Genomic DNA, 18,266 nt, shown 5'->3' with positions numbered 1-18,266 from the left:
AAGGAGGCCTCGTGAGTACGCCGTACCCCTTCACCGCCATCGTCGGACAGGACGACCTCCGGCTCGGACTGCTCCTGAACGCGGTCTCGCCGGCCGTCGGCGGTGTCCTCGTGCGCGGCGAGAAGGGGACCGCCAAGTCCACCGCCGTGCGCGCGCTCGCCGCGCTGATGCCGGAGGTGGCCGTCGTCCCCGGATGCCGGTTCTCCTGCGACCCGGCCTCACCCGATCCGGCGTGTCCCGACGGCCCCCACGAGACCGGGTCCGGCGTGTCGCGGGCGGCACGGACCGTCGAGCTGCCCGTCGGCGCCTCCGAGGACCGGCTCGTCGGGGCGCTCGACATCGAGCGGGCGCTCGCCGAGGGCGTGAAGGCCTTCGAACCGGGGCTGCTCGCCGACGCGCACCGCGGAATCCTGTACGTCGACGAGGTCAACCTCCTCCACGACCACCTGGTCGACCTGCTGCTGGACGCGGCCGCCATGGGCGCTTCGTACGTGGAGCGCGAGGGCGTCTCCGTACGCCATGCCGCACGCTTCCTGCTCGTCGGGACGATGAATCCCGAGGAGGGCGAACTGCGGCCGCAGTTGCTCGACCGGTTCGGGCTGACCGTCGAGGTCGCCGCGTCCCGGGAGACGGACCTGCGGGTCGAGGTGGTGCGGCGCCGGCTCGCGTACGACGACGATCCGGCCGCCTTCGCCGCCCGGTGGGCCGACGAGGAAGGCGCGCTGCGGGCCCGGATCGTGGCCGCGCGGGCGCTGCTGCCGCACGTCGTGCTGGGCGACGGCGCGTTGCGTCAGATCGCGGCGACCTGCGCGGCCTTCGAGGTCGACGGGATGCGGGCCGACATCGTGATGGCGCGGACCGCCACGGCGCTGGCCGCCTGGGCGGGACGGACCGGTGTCCTGGCCGAGGACGTGCGGCAGGCGGCCCTGCTCGCGCTCCCCCACCGGCGTCGGCGCAATCCGTTCGACGCGCCGGGCCTGGACGAGGACAAGCTGGACGACACGCTGGAGCAGAACAGCGGCGAGGACGACGATCCGGATCCGGACGGCCCGGGTGGCGGCGGCCGGCCGCCGCGGGGCGACGGGCCCGACACGCCGCCGCAGCCCGAGGGCGGGGCCGACGACACGCCCGCGCAGTCCGTGCCCGAGCAGGGCGGGGAGCCGGGGCAGGGGCAGTCCTCGGGGGGTGGCGAGCAGCAGCCCGTGCGGGCCGGTGAGCCGTTCCGCACGAAGATGCTGAGCGTGCCGGGGCTCGGTGAGGGCGCGGCGGGGCGGCGGTCCCGGGCGCGTACCGAGCACGGGCGGACGACGGGTGCGCGGCGGCCGCAGGGCGCGCTGACCAAGCTGCACCTGGCCGCGACCGTGCTGGCTGCCGCCCCGCATCAGCGGGCGCGAGGCCGGTCCGGCCGGGGTCTGGTGGTGCGGCGGGCCGATCTGCGGCAGGCGGTGCGCGAGGGCCGCGAGGGCAATCTCGTGCTGTTCGTCGTGGACGCCTCCGGGTCGATGGCCGCCCGGCAGCGGATGACCGCGGTGAAGGGGGCCGTTCTGTCGCTGCTGATGGATGCCTACCAGCGACGCGACAAGGTCGGGCTGATCACCTTCAGGGGCAAGGACGCCGAGGTGGTGCTGCCTCCGACGTCGTCGGTGGACGCCGCCGCCGCCCGGCTGGAGATGCTGCCGACCGGCGGGCGCACCCCGGTGGCCGCCGGGCTGTTGAAGGCCCATGACGTGCTGCGGGTGGAGCGGCTCCGCGATCCTTCGCGGCGTCCGCTGCTGGTCGTGGTGACCGACGGGCGGGCGACCGGGGGGCCGGAGCCCGTGGCGCTGGCCGCGCGGGCCGCGCGGCTGCACGAGGCGGACGGCACGGCGTCCGTCGTCGTGGACTGCGAGTCCGGTCCGGTGCGGCTCGGACTCGCGGGGAGCCTCGCGGGTGAGCTGGGCGGCACCGCCGTCACGCTCGACGAGCTGCGGGCCGACGCGATCGCCGGGCTGGTCAAGGACGTTCAGGGCTACAGCAGGAGGGCCGCGTAATGCCGCAGGGACAGCCGGTCAGCGTGCCGGACGACGGACTCACCACCCGCCAGCGGCGCAACCGGCCGCTGCTGGTGGTGCACACCGGCATCGGCAAGGGGAAGTCGACGGCGGCCTTCGGGCTCGCTCTGCGCGCCTGGAATCAGGGGTGGCCGATCGGGGTCTTCCAGTTCGTGAAGTCGGCGAAGTGGAAGGTCGGCGAGGAGAACGCGCTGAAGGTCCTCGGTGCGAGCGGCGAGGGCGGGTCCGTCGCCTGGCACAAGATGGGCGAGGGCTGGTCCTGGGTCCAGCGCGATCAGCAGCTGGACAACGAGGCGGCGGCCCGCGAGGGCTGGGAGCAGGTCAAGCGCGATCTGGCCGCCGAGACGTACCGGCTGTACGTCCTCGACGAGTTCGCCTATCCGATGCACTGGGGGTGGGTCGACACCGACGAGGTGGTCGAGGTGCTGCGGAACCGGCCGGGCAGCCAGCACGTGGTGATCACCGGCCGCAACGCGCCCCCCGCGCTCGTGGACGCGGCGGACCTGGTGACCGACATGGCGAAGGTCAAGCACCCGATGGACGCCGGGCAGAAGGGCCAGAGGGGCATCGAGTGGTGAACGTTCCGCGCCTGGTCATCGCCGCGCCGTCGTCCGGCAGCGGCAAGACCACCGTCGCGACGGGCCTGATGGCCGCCTTCGCCGGGCGGGGCCTCGCCGTGTCCGGGCACAAGGTGGGCCCCGACTACATCGATCCGGGCTACCACACCCTCGCCACGGGGCGGCCGGGGCGCAATCTCGACGCGTACATGTGCGGGCCGGAGCTGATCGCTCCGCTGTTCGCGCACGGTGCGCAGGGCTGTGACCTCGCGGTCGTCGAGGGCGTGATGGGGCTGTACGACGGGGCGTCGGGGCACGGGGAGCTCGCGTCCACCGCTCAGGTGGCGAAGCTGCTGCGGGCGCCGGTGGTGCTGGTCGTGGACGCGTCGTCGCAGTCCCGGTCCGTGGCCGCGCTGGTGCACGGCTTCGCCTCGTGGGACACGCAGGTGCGGATCGGCGGCGTGATCCTGAACAAGGTCGGCTCCGACCGGCACGAGGCGCTGCTCCGGGAGGCCCTGGACGAGTCCGGGGTCCCGGTGCTGGGGGTGTTGCGGCGGGTCGCGCAGGTGGCGGTTCCGTCGCGTCACCTGGGACTGGTGCCCGTCGCCGAGCGGCGGGGCGACGCGGTGGCCGCTGTCGCGGCGATGGGGGACCGAGTGCGGGCCGGGTGTGACCTGGACGCGATCCTGGCTCTGGCGCGGTCCGCGCCTGAGGTGCCGGGTGAGAGCTGGGACGCGGCGGTGGCTGTGAGCGCCTGCGGCGGGCGCGTTCCCCTTCCCGGCCCTTCCCGCAGCCGGGGCTCCGCCCCGGACCCCGCTCCACGAACGCCGGACGGGCTGGGAAGTGCGCCGGAGGGGCCGGCGCTCGGGGCTCCGGTGGTCGCCGTCGCCTCCGGGGCGGCCTTCACCTTCTCCTACGCCGAACACAGCGAGCTGCTCGCCGCTGCCGGGGCCACCGTCGTGCCGTTCGATCCCCTGCGGGACGAGGCGCTGCCCGAGGGGACGCGCGGCCTCGTCATCGGGGGCGGGTTTCCCGAGGTGTACGCGCCGGAGCTGTCGGCCAACGAGCCGTTGCGCAAGGCCGTCGCGGAACTGGCGTCCTGCGGTGCGCCGGTGGCCGCCGAGTGCGCCGGGCTGCTGTACCTGGCGCGGTCGCTCGACGGGCTGCCGATGTGCGGGGTGCTGGACGCCGAGGCGCGGATGTCGCAGCGGCTGACGCTCGGCTACCGGGACGCCGTGGCGCTCTCCGACAGCGTGCTGGCGGCTGCGGGGACGCGGACGCGGGGGCACGAGTTCCACCGCACCGTGCTGGAGCCCGGCGCCGGGGACGTGCCGGCCTGGGGCATGCACCAGCCGGAACGGCGCGTGGAGGGGTTCGTGCACCAGGGCGTGCACGCGAGTTATCTGCATACGCACTGGGCTTCGGCGCCCGGTACGGCCCGCCGGTTCGTGGAGAGGTGCATGGGATGAACGACGGTCGGAGCGGGACGAGGACGCTGGTCGGGGTCGGGGTCGGGCCCGGGGACCCGGAGCTGGTGACCGTCAAGGGCGTCAACGCGCTACGGGACGCCGCTGTCGTCGTGGTGCCCGTGATGGACACCGGTGAGCGGGGGCGCGCCGAGGCGACGGTGCTGCACTACGTCGGGGCCGAGAAGGTCGTCCGGGTCGTGTTCGCGCTCAACGAGCGGACGGACCGGGCGCGCCGGGAGGCGGCATGGGACGCGGCGGGGGCGCGGGTCGCCGAGCTGCTGCGTACGCACGGTTCGGTGGCTTTCGCGACCATCGGCGACCCCAACGTGTACTCGACGTTCACCTATCTCGCGCACACGATCGGTGAGCTGCTGCCGGGCACGGCCGTGGTGACGGTGCCGGGGATCACTGCGATGCAGGATCTGGCCGCGCGCAGTGGCGCGGTGCTGACCGAGGGCACCGAGCCGTTGACGCTGGTGCCGGTGACCGCCGGGGCGGCGGTGCTGAAGGAGGCCCTGGAGGGGCCCGGGACGGTCGTCGCGTACAAGTTCGGCCGGCTGGCCGAGGAGGTCGCCACGGCCCTGCGCGAGACCGGACGGACCGAGGACGCGGTGTGGGGTTCGGCGCTCGGGCTGCCGGAGGAGTCGATCCGGCCGGCGGCGGAGCTGGCCGACGGCCCGCTGCCGTACCTCTCCACGCTGATCGCACCGGCGCCGCGCGACGGCGGGCGGGGCGGCAAGCTGTGAGGCGGTCACTGCGCGAGGCCCACCACCAGCCAGATGAAGCCCACTCCCGCGACCGTGCACAGCAGGGTGGAGCGAGCCGGGTGTTCGTGGTGCGCCTCGGGCAGGATCTCGGCGGCCGCGAGGTAGAGCAGCGCGCCGCCGAAGAAGCCGATATAGCAGCCGAGGAGTTCCTCCGGAAGGGTGAACACGAGCGTCGTCGCCGCGCCGACGACGGGCGCCGCCGCGTCCGCGTACAGCATCGTCAGGGCCTTGCGGCGGGCGTTCCCGTACAGGCTGGTGATCGTGTACGTGTTGAAGCCGTCCGCGAAGTCGTGGGTGATGACGGCGAGGGCGACGGCCGCTCCCATGCCGCCGCCGACCTGGAAGGCCGCGCCGAGTGCCACGCCGTCCATCAGGCTGTGCAGGACCATCGCGGCCGCCGCCGTCAGGCCGACCTGGGGCACGCGTTCCTCACTCGCGCCGTGTGCCGCCTGGCGCCCGGCGAGCAGGCGCTCCACCAGGTGCGCGAAGAGGAAGCCGCCCACGAACAGCAGCAGGGCCGCCGGTACCCCGAAGACGAGGCCGCCCGCGGCTTCGATGGCCTCCGGCAGCAGGTCGAGGCCGACGACGCCGAGCATCAGTCCGCCGGCGAATCCGAGCACCAGGTGGCGGCGGTCGGTGACGCGCTGGGCGACCCACCCGCCGGCCAGGGTCATCAGGAACGCGCCGAGCGCGACGAACACCGCCATGGGCTCTTGCTAGCCGATTGACCCCGGTGCCCGCATCTTCGGGCGCCCACCGTCATGTCCCGTTGTCTTCCGTCCTGAAAGGACCGTTCCATGTCCGAAGCAGTCGACGCGGTCGCCGCGCCCACCCGCGGCACCGTCACGTTCGTCGGCGCCGGCCCCGGCGCCGCCGACCTGCTGACCTTCCGGGCGGCGCGGGCCATCGCGGACGCCGACGTCGTCATCTGGGCGGCCAGCCTGGTGCAGGCGGAGGTGCTCGACCACGCCCGGGCGGGCGCCGCGATCCTGGACTCCGCGCAGATGTCCCTCGAAGAGGTGGTCGCCGTCTACCGGCGTGCTGCCGACGAGGGGCTGAAGGTGGCACGGATCCACTCCGGCGACCCGGCGCTGTGGGGCGGCACGCAGGAGCAGGTCGACCGGTGCGGCGAACTGGGGGTGGCGGTGGAGATCGTGCCCGGCGTCTCGTCGTTCTCGGCGGTCGCGGCCATCGCGCAGCGCGAGCTGACGATCCCCGAGGTGGCGCAGTCGGTGATCCTGACCCGGCTCGGCGGCGGCAAGACGCCGATGCCGCCCGGCGAGGAGGTACGGGAGTTCGCCCGGCACGGCACGACGATGGCGCTGTTCCTGTCGGCCGCCCGGTCCGGTCAGCTGACGCAGGAGCTCCTCGAAGGCGGCTACCCGACTTCGACGCCGGTCGTGATCGCGTACCAGGCGACGTGGCCGGAGGAACTGATCCTGCGCTGCACGATCGAGACGCTGGAGGCCACGGTCAAGGAGCACAAGCTCTGGAAGCACACGCTCTTCCTGGTCGGCCCCGCCCTGTCGGCGTCGGGAACGCGTTCGCACCTGTACCACCCGGGGCACTTCCACGGATACCGCAAGGCCGACAAGGCGGCGCGCGCGGAGTTGCGCGCCCAGCGGTCCGGTTCGTGATCCGGGTCTTCGGTACGGGGACGGGGGCGCCGCTCGCCCCCGACGCCGTGCGGGCGCTGGCCGGGGCCACGCTGGTGGCCGGGGCCCGGCGCCATCTGGACGGGGCCGCGCTGCCGGCGGGCGCCGGGCGGGTGGTGCTGGGGCCGCTGGCCCCGGCCCTGGACCGGATCGGCAAGCACCTCGCCGAGGACGGGGCGCGCGTGGTGGTGCTGGCCTCCGGCGATCCCGGGTTCTTCGGGATCGTCCGGGCGCTGGCCGACCGGTTCGGGCCGGCCGCGCTCGACGTACGGCCGGGCGCGCCGTCGATCGCGGTGGCGTTCGCCCGGCTGGGCCTGCCGTGGGACGACGCGGTCGTCGTCAGCGCCCACGGGCGTGATCCGCGGACGGCGGTGAACGTGTGCTTCGCGCACCCCAAGGTCGCCGTGCTGACGGGGCCCGGCGCCGGGCCCGCGGAGCTGGCGGCCGGGCTGCTGTACCGGAGCGAGGAGCGGACCCTGGTCGTCGCGACGGCGCTCGGGGACCCGGAGCACGAGCGCGTCGAGCGGCTGACGCCCCGGGAGGCGGCGGGCCGTCAGTGGCCGGATCCGGTGAGCGTGGTGCTGTGCCTGGACGAGTCGCGGGCCCTGTCCCCGGTGCGCACGGTGGCCGGTCCGGCCGCCGGGCCGGCCGGATGGGCGCTGGACGAGGCGGAGTTCGAGCACCGCGATTCGATGATCACGAAGTTCGAGGTGCGGGCGCTGGCGCTCGCCCGGCTCGGGCCGCGCACGGGGGACCTGGTGTGGGACGTCGGCGCCGGTTCGGGGTCGGTGGCGGTGGAGTGCGCGCGGCTCGGCGCCGCCGCCGTGGCCGTCGAGAAGACGACGGACGGCGTCGGACGGATCCGGGCGAACGCCGCCGCGCACGGGGTGTACGTGCGGGCGGTGCACGGCGCCGCGCCGACCGTGCTGTCCGACCTGGCGGACCCCGACGCGGTGTTCATCGGGGGCGGCGGGCGTGAGCTGCCCGCGATCGTGACGGCGTGCGCCCGGCGGGCGCGGCGTGCCGTGGTGGTCGCGGTGGCGGCCCTGGACCGGGTGGGGCAGGTGCGCTCGGCGCTGGCGGCGGCCGGGTTCGAGCCCGAAGGCGTGCTGTTGCAGTCGTCCCGGCTGGCGCCGCTGCCCGGTGACGTGACCCGGCTCGCCGCGGCCAATCCGGTCTTTCTGCTGTGGGGCGTCCGCTCCGCGGCCGGTGCAAGCGAAGGAGCAACCCAGTGATCGGCCTGATCTCCGCGACGGCGGCGGGCGCCGTCGCCCGTGACCGGCTGGCCGCGGCCTGGCCCGGCCGTGCCGTGGTCTACGACGGCCCGGTGCGCGAGGCGGTACGGCGGGCGTTCGCCGAGTGCGAGCAGGTGGTGTGCTTCCTGGCGACCGGGGCCGTGGTGCGGCTGGTCGCCCCGCTGCTCGGCGACAAGTCGGCCGATCCCGGCGTCGTCTGTGTCGACGAGGCGGGGCGTCACGCGGTGGCGCTGCTCGGCGGCCACGGCGGCGGGGCGAACGCCCTGGCGGTGGCGGTCGGCGAGGTGCTGGGTGCGGCGCCGGTGGTGACGACGGCGACGGACGCGGTGGGCGTGCCCGGTCTGGACATGCTGGAGCTCCCCGTGGAGGGCGATGTCGCGGGGGTGTCGCGGGCGATGCTGGACGGTGCGCCGGTGGCGCTGCGGGCGGACGCGGTCTGGCCGTTGCCCGCGCTGCCGCCGAACGTGGGCCCCGGGGTTGCGAGCGCCGCGGTGCTGCACCTCACCGACCGGGTGGGCGAACCCGGGCCCCGGGAGGCCGTGTTGCGGCCGGCCTCGCTCGTCGTCGGGGTCGGCGCGTCCAAGGGCGCCCCCGCCGGCGAGGTGCTGGGGCTGATCCGGGACGCGCTGGAGGAGGCGGGGCTCTCGCCGCTGAGCGTCGCGGAGCTGGTGACCGTCGACGCGAAGGCCGGAGAGCCCGGGATCGTGGCGGCCGCCGCGGAGTTGGGTGTGCCGCTGCGGACGTACCCGGCCGACGAGCTGGCCCGGATCGAGGTGCCGCACCCGTCCGACGCGCCGCTCGCCGCCGTCGGCACGCCCTCGGTGGCGGAGGCCGCGGCGCTCGCGGGGGGCGGTGAACTCCTCGTACCGAAGCGGAAGTCGGCCCCCGAGGGGCGGGCGGCGATGGCGACCTGCGCGGTGGTGCGCCGGGCGCCGCGTGGGCGGCTCGCCGTCGTGGGGCTCGGCCCCGGCGCCCGTGACCTGCTGACGCCGCGCGCCCGCGACGAACTGCGGCGGGCGTCGGTGCTGGTCGGGCTCGACCAGTACGTCGACCAGATCAGGGACCTGCTGCGGCCGGGCACCACGATCCTGGAGTCGGGGCTCGGCGCCGAGGAGGAGCGGGCCCGTACCGCCGTCGCCGAGGCCCGCAAGGGACACGCGGTGGCACTGATCGGCAGTGGTGACGCGGGCGTGTACGCGATGGCCTCGCCGGCGCTTGCCGAGGCGGGCGCCGACATCGACGTGGTGGGGGTTCCGGGTGTGACGGCCGCGCTGGCGGCGGCCGCGATCCTGGGAGCCCCGCTGGGTCACGACCACGTGTCGATCAGCCTCTCCGACCTGCACACCCCGTGGGAGGTCATCGAGCGCCGGGTACGGGCCGCCGCCGAGGCCGACCTCATCGTGACGTTCTACAACCCGCGCAGCCGGGGCCGCGACTGGCAGCTCCCGAAGGCGCTGTCGATCCTGTCCGGGCACCGGGACCCCGCCACGCCGGTGGGTGTCGTACGCAACGCCTCCCGGCCCGACGAGTCCAGCCGGGTGACCTCGCTCGCCGCCCTGGACCCGGCGACCGTCGACATGATGACCGTCGTCACCGTCGGCAACACCGCCACCCGTGAGATCGCGGGCCGCATGGTCACCCCGCGCGGCTACCGCTGGCAGTCGGCGACGGCCGCCCCCGCAGCGCCGGCGGCCCCGTGAACCGGTCCGCCGCCCCGCGCCCCGTCCCCCAGGAACACCGAGGAGAACCCGTGAACACCCCGTCCACCCAGCCCGCACTGCTCATCGCCGGCCACGGCACCCGGGACGAGGGCGGGGCCGACGCCTTCCGCGGCTTCGTGGCCGAGCTCGGCGCCCGCAACCCGCAATTGCCCGTCACGGGCGGCTTCATCGAGCTCTCGCCGCCGCCGCTCGGCGACGCGGTGACCGAGCTCGTCGAACAGGGCGTCAGGCACTTCGCCGCCGTCCCCCTGATGCTGGTGTCGGCCGGCCACGCCAAGGGGGACATCCCGGCGGCGCTGGCCCGGGAGAAGGAGCGCCACCCGGGCATCTCGTACACCTACGGACGCCCGCTCGGCCCGCATCCGGCGCTGCTGAGGGTGCTGGAGCGGCGGGTCGACGAGGTGCTCGGCGACACGGACCGGTCCGAGGTGACGATCCTTCTGGTGGGGCGCGGCTCCACCGACCCGGACGCCAACGCCGAGGTGTACAAGGCGGCGCGGCTGTTCTGGGAGGGCCGGGGCTACGCCGGTGTGGAAACCGCTTTCGTCTCGCTGGCCGCCCCTGACGTGCCGTCCGGTCTCGACCGTTGCGTGAAGCTGGGTGCGGGGCGCATAGTCGTTCTGCCGTACTTCCTCTTCACCGGCATCCTGCCGGACCGGGTGCGTCGTCAGACCACGGAGTGGGCCGCCGCCCATCCGGATCTGGACGTCCGGCCCGCCGAGGTGATCGGTGCCGCGGAGGAACTGCTCGATCTGGTCATGGAGCGCTACCGGGAGGCCGTCAAGGGCGATCTGCGGATGAACTGCGACACTTGCGTGTACCGGATCGCGCTGCCGGGCTTCGAGGACAAGGTGGGACTGCCGCAGCAGCCGCACTTCCACCCTGACGACGACGGCCATCACCCCCACACTCACCATGGCGGTCATGCACACTCCCACTGAGAGCCCCGACGCGACAGGCGCGGGCACGCACGATCTGCGTCATCACGGGGACGCGGAAGTACGGGGACGGGGCCGGGATCTGACCGATCTCGCCGTCAACGTACGGGCCGGTACCCCGCCGGCCTGGCTGAAGGAGCGGATCGCCGCGTCCCTCGGCTCACTCGCCGCGTACCCGGACGGGCGCTCGGCGCGTGCGGCGGTCGCCGCCCGGCACGGCCTGTCGCCGGAGCGGCTCCTGTTGACGGCGGGGGCGGCGGAGGCCTTCGTGCTGATCGCGCGGGCGCTGCCGGCCCGGCGGCCGGTGGTGGTCCACCCGCAGTTCACCGAGCCGGAGGCGGCGCTGCGCGCGGCCGGGCACGAGGTGGAACGGGTACTGCTGCGGGCCGGCCAGGGGTTCCGGCTGGATCCGGCGGACGTGCCGGCCGACGCGGACCTGGTGGTGGTCGGCAATCCGACCAACCCGACGTCCGTGCTGCATCCCGCGGCCGTGCTGGAGCGGCTGGCCCGTCCCGGGCGGACGCTGGTGGTCGACGAGGCGTTCATGGACGCGGTGCCGGGCGAGCGCGAGGCGCTGTGCGGCCGTACGGACGTCCCGGGGCTCGTGGTCGTGCGCAGCCTCACCAAGACGTGGGGGCTCGCCGGGCTGCGGATCGGTTACGTGGCGGCTGCGCCGGAGATCATCCGTGCGCTGGAGGAGGCGCAGCCGTTGTGGCCGGTGTCGTCCCCGGCGCTGGCGGCGGCCGAGGCGTGTGTGGAGCGGCGGGCGCTGGCCGAGGCGGCCGCGGCGGCGGACCGGATCGCGGTGGACCGATGCCATCTGGTGGCGGGCCTGCGGGAGTTCACCGAGATACGGGTGGTGGAACCGGCGCAGGGGCCGTTCGTGCTGGTCCGGCTGGAGCGGGCCGCCGAGATACGCGAGCGGCTGCGGATGCTGGGCTTCGCCGCCCGGCGTGGCGATACGTTTCCGGGGCTCGGCGACGAGTGGCTGCGGCTGGCGGTGCGGGACCGCGCGACGACCAATCGCTTCCTGCAGGCGTTCGACCAGGCCCTCCAGGCACTGTCCACCGTCAGCCGGTGAGGGGCCGGGGCGGGCGCGGCCGGCGACCTGCGGCCGCGGACGGCCGCTGACCCGGTGACCCGCTGACCGCTGTCTCACGGGACTTGGCGGGGGGCGGTGCTCCGTTCTCGGAGCACCGACCCCCATCCCCCCTTCTTCCCCTACGGCCCCCCGGCCGTCCCCCTCGGGCTCCGGTGCTCGCCCCCCGGGTCAGTCCCGCACGCGACGCCGGGCCACGACCGTCGCACCGGCGCCGGCCGCCAGCAGCAGGGCGGCTCCGCCCGCGATGTACGGCGTGGTGGAGCTGCTGCCCGTCTCGGCGAGATCGGCGTCGGAGGCCTGGGGCGCGTGACCTGTACCGGTCTGGGGCTTCACGTCGCCGCCGTCACCGCCGGTGTCACCGGCCGTGGAACCCGCGGTGCCGGATCCGCCGCCGGTGGACCCGCCGCCGTTCGAACCACCCTCGGTGGACCCGCCGTCGCTCGAACCCCCGTCGGTGGACCCGCCGTCACCGGCCCCGCCGTCGGTCGAACCCCCGTTGTCACCACCGCCGTTGTCTCCGCCACCGTTGTGGCCACCCCCGTTGTCTCCCCCACCGTTGTGGCCGCCTCCGTTGTCACCGCCGCCGTTGTGGCCGCCTCCGTTGTCACCGCCGCCCGTGCCGCCCCCCTTCGGCGTCTCGCAGGTGGCCTCGGCGAGCGTGACCTCGCCCTTCACGTCGGCGACGTTCAGGTCGAGCGGGTTGACCGACACCTTCAGCCGGAGCGCCACCGCGGCCGCGGTGCGCGAGGTGGTGCTCGTCTTCGACAGGTCGAGCGTCACCGCGCCGACCCCCTTCACCGCGATCTTCGTGGTGCCTCCGGCGGTCAGGGTGACGCGCTGGCCGAGGACCTTCACATGCCCCAGCACGTTCGACTCGGCGACCGGCTTGCGGCCGGCCTCGCAGACCGCCTTGGAGGTGACCTGCTCGACCTCGACCAGCGAGAGCACCCGCAGGCCGGGCAGGTGCAACCGGGCCTTCACCACGTTGCTGTAGCCCTCGGCCCGGTGCCTGTTCACGGTCGCCTTCGCCGTGGCCACATCGGCCCGCAGCACGTCGACCGGCCTTCCGTGGTCCACCCCGTCGAGCTTCACGGTGAGCGCGGTCTCCTCGGCGCTGCGCGGGGCCCGCACCTCGTTGAGCGTGGCCTTGAGCGGCACATCGATCGCCTTGTTCAGGAGCGAGACGTCGAGTGCGGTACGGAGCACGACCGCGCTCGCCTTCCCGTCGCCGGTGGTCGGGGTGGTGGTCGCGGCAGTGGCCGCGGTGGCGGTCTGTGCCGGGACGGCGACCAGCAGGGCGACGGGAGCGGCGGCGACCGCCAGGGCGGCGAGGCGGAAGGTGTTGCTGTTCAAGATGGTGGAACCCCCACAAGAGACATGGAGCCACCGGCGCCGTCCAATGGGGGACATCGCGGGCACCGGTGGCCTCGACTCCGTGAATCTTTACGCACAGAGGGTGAACTGGCAGATACCTGAGGTGAGTTCACCCCAAAGGGGGGTTTTCGCGTCTGTATTCGATTATTCCGGCACGTGCGTTCCTTGAGTTCACCCGTTTCACCGAGCGCGGACGGCCCGGACGACCCTTCCAGGGAAGTGCGGGGAAGTGATTCAACGAGCCGGAGCGCTCCGGGTAACTGCCGGTCAACCCCGCGCGTCCCGGGCGCGCGTCCGTGCCCGGGGCACCCGGGTCAGCCGATCACCCGCCCGTTCAGGACGATCCGGCGCGGGGCCGCCAGCACGCGCACGTCCGCCCGCGGGTCCTCGTCGTACACCACCAGGTCGGCGGGGGCGCCTTCCTCGAGACCCGGCCTGCCGAGCCAGGCGCGGGCACCCCATGTCGTCGCCGACAGCGCCTCCAGGGCCGGGATGCCCGCCTTGACGAGTTCCGCGACCTCGTCGGCCACCAGGCCGTGGGCGAGCACCCCGCCGGCGTCGGTGCCCACGAACACCGGCACTCCGGCGTCGTACGCGGCGCGCACCGTGTCGTAGCGGCGCTCGTGCAGCCGGCGCATATGGGCGGACCAGCGGGGGTACTTCGCCTCCCCGCCCAGCGCGAGCGAGGGGAACGTGGCGATGTTGACCAGGGTGGGGACGATCGCGACCCCGCGCTCGGCGAAGAGCGGGATGGTCTCCTCGGTCAGCCCCGTCGCGTGCTCGATACAGTCGATGCCGGCCTCGACGAGATCGCGCAGCGAGTCCTCGGCGAAGCAGTGCGCGGTGACGCGGGCGCCCAGCCGGTGCGCCTCGGCGATGGCCGCCCCCACCTCCGCGCGCGGCCAGCAGGCGGTCAGGTCGCCCACCTCGCGGTCGATCCAGTCGCCGACGAGCTTCACCCAGCCGTCCCCGCGCCGTGCCTCGCGCGCGACGTACGCCACCAGTTCGTCCGGCTCGATCTCGTGGGCGTAGTTGCGGGTGTAACGCCGGGTCCTGGCGATGTGGCGGCCGGCCCTGATGATCTTGGGGAGGTCCTCGCGGTCGTCGATCCACCGGGTGTCGGCGGGCGAGCCCGCGTCGCGCAGGAGCAGCGCGCCGGCCTCCCGGTCGTCGAGGGCCTGCTTCTCGGTGGTCGCCGCGTCGACGGCACCGTGGTGGTCGAGTCCGACGTGGCAGTGGGCGTCGACCAGTCCCGGCAGGGCCCAGCCGGTGACGACGACCGCGTCGTCCGCACCGGCGGGCCGCTCGTACGAGACGCGTCCGTCGACCGCCCAGAGCTCGTCCCTCACCTCCTCGGGTCCGACGAGCACCCGCCCCTTCACCTGCAGCACCCGCGGCGCCTCGTGATCGCTCATGGACAGCACTGTACGAGGCACCGGGCCGGGCGCCGCGCCCCGTCCGGCACGTTCCGGCGGCCGGGCCCGGGCTCTCCGTCAGGGGCTCGGTACCCTCGGTCCAGGCCTGGTCCCCAGGCCGGGCCGCACACCGATCCGATCCCGAAGAGAGCACCACCGTGACGCACCCCTTCCTCGACCTGACCCCGCTCACGGCCGCGCATTTCGCGGCGATCGAGCGGCGCGTGGCCGGTCTCCTCGCCACCGAGCAGGACGTCGTCATCATGCAGGGCGAGGCGCTCCTCCCCCTCGAAGGCTGCATCAGGGGCGGCGCCCGTCCCGGTTCGACGGCGCTGAACGTGGTCACGGGGCCGTACGGACAGACGTTCGGCAACTGGCTGCGCGACTGCGGCGCCGAGGTCGTCGACCTGGTGGTGCCCTTCCACACGGCCGTCACCGCCGGCCAGGTCGCCGAGGCGCTGGCCGCGCACCCGGAGATCGACTTCGTGTCCCTGGTGCACGCCGAGGCGGCCACCGGCAACACCAACCCGGTCGCGGAGATCGGTGAGGCCGTCCGGGCGCACGGGGCGCTGTTCATGCTGGACGCCGTCGCCTCCGTGGGCGCCGAGCCGCTGCTGCCGGACGCGTGGGGCGTGGACCTGTGCGTGATCGGGGCGCAGAAGGCGATGGGCGGTCCGGCCGGGGTGTCCGCGGTGTCGGTCAGCGCACGCGCCTGGGAGCGGATGGCCGCCAACCCGCGGGCGCCGCGCCGTTCCTACCTCTCCCTGCTGGACTGGAAGGAGCGCTGGATCGACGTCGGCCGCAAGGCCCTGCCGCACGCCCCGGCCCAGCTGGAGATGCTGGCCCTGGAGGCCTGCGTGGAGCGGATCGAGACGGAGGGCCTGGACGCGCTGATGGCCCGTCACGCGGCCGCCGCCGCGGCCACCCGGGCCGGTGCGGTGGCGCTGGGCGGCGGTCTGGCCCCGTATGTGCACGAGGCCCGGGACGCGGCGCCGGTGGCGACCACCCTGCGCGCGCCGGAGGGTGTGGACGCCGCGGGCCTGGTGGCCCAGGCCCTCGCTGCCGACCCGTCGCTGCCGCTGATCGCGGGGGGCGGGGCGCTGTCCAAGGAGATGATCCGGGTCAATCACTACGGGGTGGACGCGACGCGGGGCGCGGTGCTCTCCTCGCTCGCGGCTCTGGGTGCGGCGCTGGCCGACACCGGCCGGCAGGTCGACCTGGAGGCTGCCCGTAAAGCCGTTTCGGAAACCTGGGCCACCGCCTGAATTCCGATGTCATCCACTTATGCGGGGAGCCGCCTTATCCGGGGCAGCTCCCCGCATTCTTCTGCCCGCTTTACCGCAGGCTAAACACCCCAGTTTTCCGGGTGCTCGATCTCCACAATTCGGTTGCGTCTTGAGAGAGTTACGCCCTTGTGACCGACTCCACACAGGCGGCGTTATGCCGGAAAAATACCCCTCAAATCGGAAGAAAGCGCAACGGTTTCGCGCCGGTGCACCCGCACGCGTGATAACACAACACATCGCACCGCCCAACCCTCTGGGCCGATGCAATTTAGAAATTTGCTGGGTAAATTCAATTCGCATGACCGCCGCACCAGCAGATTTTGCCCGTGCCCGAAGCGAATTCATCACCATCGACACCCCGCGAGTGGAGGACGGAGCCGCGATCTGGCGCATAGCCCGCGACTCCGAGGTCCTGGACCTCAACTCCTCGTACAGCTACCTGCTGTGGTGCCGTGACTTCGCGGCGACCTCCGTGGTCGCCCGCGACGAGACCGGCTCCCCGGTCGCCTTCGTGACGGGGTACATCAGGCCCGACCGCCCCGAGACGCTCGTCGTCTGGCAGGTGGCCGTCGACCGGGGCCACCGCGGTACCGGCCTGGCGGGGAAGCTCCTGGACGCCCTGACCGCGCGCGTCGCGGCTGAGCAGGGCCTCGCCTCGGTCGAGACGACCGTCACCCCGGACAACAAGGCATCGGACCGCCTGTTCACCTCCTACGCGCAGCGCCACGACGTGGGCCTGGAGCGTGAGGTGCTCTTCGACGGCGGCCTGTTCCCCGACGGCGCTCACCTGCCGGAAGTGCTCTACAGCATCGGCCCGTTCCACGCCTGAGCAGGTACCTCTTCCGGCGGGCGCCGCCCGTCGCAGTCACCTTCACCGCCGCCCGTCACACCCCCCTCACGCAGGAGACCCGCTGTGACCATGACCCCCTCCGCTCTCAACCGGCAGACCTACGGCATGACTCCCCCGGACCTGAGCGTCTTCGAGACGCTGGAGTCCGAGGTGCGGAGCTACTGCCGCGGCTGGCCGGCCGTCTTCGACCGCGCGCAGGGCAGCCGGCTGACCGACGAGGACGGCCACTCCTACCTCGACTTCTTCGCCGGAGCCGGTTCGCTCAACTACGGCCACAACAACCCGGTGCTGAAGCGCGCGCTGATCGACTACATCGAGCGCGACGGCATCACGCACGGCCTCGACATGGCGACCACCGCCAAACGGGCCTTCCTGGAGACGTTCCGGGACGTGATCCTGCGGCCCCGCGACCTGCCGTACAAGGTGATGTTCCCCGGCCCGACCGGCACCAACGCGGTCGAGTCCGCGCTGAAACTGGCCCGCAAGGTCAAGGGCCGCGAGTCCGTGGTCTCGTTCACCAACGCCTTCCACGGCATGTCCCTCGGCTCACTCGCCGTCACCGGCAACGCCTTCAAGCGGGCCGGGGCCGGCATCCCGCTGGTGCACGGCACGCCGATGCCGTTCGACAACTACTTCGACGGCCAGGTCCCCGACTTCCTCTGGTTCGAACGGCTCCTGGAGGACCAGGGCTCCGGGCTCAACAAGCCCGCCGCGGTGATCGTGGAGACCGTGCAGGGCGAGGGCGGCATCAACGTCGCCCGCGCCGAGTGGCTGCGCGCGCTCCAGGAGCTGTGCCACCGCCAGGACATGCTGCTCATCGTCGACGACATCCAGATGGGCTGCGGCCGGACCGGCGGCTTCTTCTCCTTCGAGGAGGCCGGCATCACCCCGGACATCGTGACGCTGTCGAAGTCCATCAGCGGCTACGGACTGCCCATGGCCCTCTGCCTGTTCAAGCCCGAGCTGGACGTCTGGGAGCCGGGCGAGCACAACGGCACCTTCCGCGGCAACAACCCGGCGTTCGTCACCGCGGCCGCGGCGCTCGACGCCTACTGGGCCGACGGCCAGATGGAGAAGCAGACGCTGGCCCGCGGCCAGCAGATCGAGCAGGCGCTGCTTGCGGTCTGCGGTGAGCACGACAGCGCGCGGTTCCGCGGGCGCGGACTGGTGTGGGGCCTGGAGTTCGACGACCCGACGCGTGCGTCCGCCGTCTGTGCCCGCGCGTTCGAGCTGGGGCTGCTGCTGGAGACCTCCGGCCCGCAGAGCGAGGTCGTGAAGCTGCTGCCGCCGCTGACCATCTCCCCCGAGGAACTGGACGAGGGCCTGCGCACGCTGGCCCGCTGCGTCCGCGAGACCGCCTGACCCGGGCCCGCCCCGGGCGGGCCCGATGAGAAACACCGTAGAGAGAAAGGCACCGACCCCCCGTGATCGTCCGATCGTTCAGTGACATCGAGAACACCGACCGGCATGTGAAGGCCGCCTCCGGCACCTGGGAGAGCAAGCGCATCGTGCTCGCCCAGGAGAAGGTGGGCTTCTCGCTCCACGAGACCACGATGTACGCCGGCACCGAGACGTCCATGTGGTACGCCAACCACATCGAGGCGGTCCTGTGCGTCGAGGGTGAGGCCGAGCTCACCGATGACGAGACCGGTGAGAAGCACTGGATCACTCCCGGCACGATGTACCTGCTCAACGGCCATGAGCACCACACCATGCGCCCGAAGACGGACTTCCGCTGTATCTGTGTCTTCAACCCTCCCGTCACCGGACGGGAGGAGCACGACGAGAACGGTGTCTACCCGCTGCTGACCGAGGAGGGCTGAAT

15 protein-coding genes and 1 pseudogene are annotated in these 18,266 nt (G+C 73.5%); 13 read left to right on the top strand and 3 right to left on the bottom strand.

What is annotated here, in order from left to right; translation table 11 throughout:
• Window positions 1–11 precede the first annotated feature (11 nt).
• The 4 genes from ABZ454_RS32315 to cobI are packed head-to-tail and all read left to right on the top strand — an operon-like array spanning window position 12 to window position 4,823.
• Window positions 12–2,030, top strand: coding sequence for a putative cobaltochelatase (locus tag ABZ454_RS32315; RefSeq protein ID WP_359543142.1), 2,019 nt, complete (start codon window positions 12–14; stop codon window positions 2,028–2,030).
• Window positions 2,030–2,629, top strand: a complete 600-nt coding sequence (gene cobO / locus ABZ454_RS32310; RefSeq protein WP_356325976.1) for a cob(I)yrinic acid a,c-diamide adenosyltransferase — start codon at window positions 2,030–2,032, stop codon at window positions 2,627–2,629. Before ABZ454_RS32315 ends, cobO begins: the two co-directional genes overlap by 1 nt.
• Window positions 2,623–4,077: a cobyrinate a,c-diamide synthase gene (locus ABZ454_RS32305; RefSeq protein WP_359543141.1), complete on the top strand. Its 1,455-nt coding sequence runs from the start codon at window positions 2,623–2,625 to the stop codon at window positions 4,075–4,077. Before cobO ends, ABZ454_RS32305 begins: the two co-directional genes overlap by 7 nt.
• Window positions 4,074–4,823: a precorrin-2 C(20)-methyltransferase gene (gene cobI / locus ABZ454_RS32300; protein WP_356323568.1), complete on the top strand. Its 750-nt coding sequence runs from the start codon at window positions 4,074–4,076 to the stop codon at window positions 4,821–4,823. Before ABZ454_RS32305 ends, cobI begins: the two co-directional genes overlap by 4 nt.
• Window positions 4,824–4,828: 5 nt before the next feature.
• On the opposite strand, the gene ABZ454_RS32295 is transcribed toward cobI, so the two are convergent.
• Window positions 4,829–5,551 (bottom strand): ZIP family metal transporter, encoded by a 723-nt coding sequence (locus ABZ454_RS32295; RefSeq protein ID WP_356323570.1) that lies wholly within the window; start codon window positions 5,549–5,551, stop codon window positions 4,829–4,831.
• Window positions 5,552–5,641: 90 nt separating this feature from the next.
• Between ABZ454_RS32295 and cobM the strand changes: the two genes are divergently transcribed.
• From cobM to cobC, 5 genes and pseudogenes are all read left to right on the top strand, one after another.
• Window positions 5,642–6,481, top strand: coding sequence for a precorrin-4 C(11)-methyltransferase (gene cobM, locus ABZ454_RS32290; protein ID WP_359543139.1), 840 nt, complete (start codon window positions 5,642–5,644; stop codon window positions 6,479–6,481).
• Window positions 6,478–7,734 (top strand): precorrin-6y C5,15-methyltransferase (decarboxylating) subunit CbiE, encoded by a 1,257-nt coding sequence (gene cbiE, locus ABZ454_RS32285; RefSeq protein ID WP_359543137.1) that lies wholly within the window; start codon window positions 6,478–6,480, stop codon window positions 7,732–7,734. The genes cobM and cbiE overlap by 4 nt, the downstream gene beginning before the upstream one ends.
• On the top strand, window positions 7,731–9,455 hold the full coding sequence (gene cobJ / locus ABZ454_RS32280; RefSeq protein WP_359543135.1) for a precorrin-3B C(17)-methyltransferase: 1,725 nt from the start codon (window positions 7,731–7,733) through the stop codon (window positions 9,453–9,455). Before cbiE ends, cobJ begins: the two co-directional genes overlap by 4 nt.
• A 50-nt stretch (window positions 9,456–9,505) precedes the next feature.
• A complete protein-coding gene (locus tag ABZ454_RS32275) occupies window positions 9,506–10,417 on the top strand; it encodes a sirohydrochlorin chelatase (protein ID WP_356323579.1) in 912 nt (303 codons plus the stop codon).
• Window positions 10,389–11,495, top strand: a pseudogene (gene cobC / locus ABZ454_RS32270) (Rv2231c family pyridoxal phosphate-dependent protein CobC); the annotation flags it as partial. The gene ABZ454_RS32275 and the pseudogene cobC, both read left to right, overlap by 29 nt.
• A 189-nt stretch (window positions 11,496–11,684) precedes the next feature.
• On the opposite strand, the gene ABZ454_RS32265 reads toward cobC, so the two are convergent.
• Together ABZ454_RS32265 and ABZ454_RS32260 are read right to left on the bottom strand one after the other, a co-directional pair.
• Window positions 11,685–12,869 (bottom strand): SCO1860 family LAETG-anchored protein, encoded by a 1,185-nt coding sequence (locus ABZ454_RS32265; RefSeq protein ID WP_359543134.1) that lies wholly within the window; start codon window positions 12,867–12,869, stop codon window positions 11,685–11,687.
• A gap of 335 nt (window positions 12,870–13,204) precedes the next feature.
• The gene (locus ABZ454_RS32260) at window positions 13,205–14,305 is read right to left on the bottom strand and encodes an amidohydrolase family protein (protein ID WP_356323583.1); all 1,101 of its coding nucleotides are present in this window, start codon (window positions 14,303–14,305) and stop codon (window positions 13,205–13,207) included.
• A 158-nt stretch (window positions 14,306–14,463) separates the two neighbouring features.
• Here ABZ454_RS32260 and ABZ454_RS32255 point away from each other — a divergent pair, with 158 nt between their 5' ends.
• The 4 genes from ABZ454_RS32255 to ABZ454_RS32240 all read left to right on the top strand — a co-directional run bounded on the left by ABZ454_RS32255 (window position 14,464) and on the right by ABZ454_RS32240 (window position 18,264).
• A complete protein-coding gene (locus ABZ454_RS32255) occupies window positions 14,464–15,570 on the top strand; it encodes an aminotransferase class V-fold PLP-dependent enzyme (RefSeq protein ID WP_359543133.1) in 1,107 nt (368 codons plus the stop codon).
• 319 nt (window positions 15,571–15,889) lie between these two features.
• A complete protein-coding gene (gene ectA / locus ABZ454_RS32250) occupies window positions 15,890–16,420 on the top strand; it encodes a diaminobutyrate acetyltransferase (protein ID WP_356323587.1) in 531 nt (176 codons plus the stop codon).
• 126 nt (window positions 16,421–16,546) lie between these two features.
• Window positions 16,547–17,803: a diaminobutyrate--2-oxoglutarate transaminase gene (gene ectB, locus ABZ454_RS32245; RefSeq protein WP_356323621.1), complete on the top strand. Its 1,257-nt coding sequence runs from the start codon at window positions 16,547–16,549 to the stop codon at window positions 17,801–17,803.
• Window positions 17,804–17,865: 62 nt separating this feature from the next.
• On the top strand, window positions 17,866–18,264 hold the full coding sequence (locus ABZ454_RS32240; RefSeq protein ID WP_356323589.1) for an ectoine synthase: 399 nt from the start codon (window positions 17,866–17,868) through the stop codon (window positions 18,262–18,264).
• The last annotated feature ends 2 nt before the right edge of the window (window positions 18,265–18,266 follow it).

Origin of the sequence: Streptomyces sp. NPDC005803 (assembly GCF_040630435.1) — a bacterium.
In the GTDB taxonomy this organism is placed as follows: Bacteria; Actinomycetota; Actinomycetes; order Streptomycetales; family Streptomycetaceae; genus Streptomyces.
This window is presented reverse-complemented; position numbering and strand designations above follow the sequence as displayed.

Coding starts and splice junctions, on each gene's coding strand:
- cobO (WP_356325976.1), top strand. CDS start 2,030: ATGCCGCAGGGACAGCCGGTCAGCGTGCCGGACGACGGACTCACCACC.
- ABZ454_RS32260 (WP_356323583.1), bottom strand. CDS start 14,305: ATGAGCGATCACGAGGCGCCGCGGGTGCTGCAGGTGAAGGGGCGGGTG.
- ABZ454_RS32295 (WP_356323570.1), bottom strand. CDS start 5,551: ATGGCGGTGTTCGTCGCGCTCGGCGCGTTCCTGATGACCCTGGCCGGC.
- cobM (WP_359543139.1), top strand. CDS start 5,642: ATGTCCGAAGCAGTCGACGCGGTCGCCGCGCCCACCCGCGGCACCGTC.
- cobI (WP_356323568.1), top strand. CDS start 4,074: ATGAACGACGGTCGGAGCGGGACGAGGACGCTGGTCGGGGTCGGGGTC.
- ectB (WP_356323621.1), top strand. CDS start 16,547: ATGACTCCCCCGGACCTGAGCGTCTTCGAGACGCTGGAGTCCGAGGTG.
- ectA (WP_356323587.1), top strand. CDS start 15,890: ATGACCGCCGCACCAGCAGATTTTGCCCGTGCCCGAAGCGAATTCATC.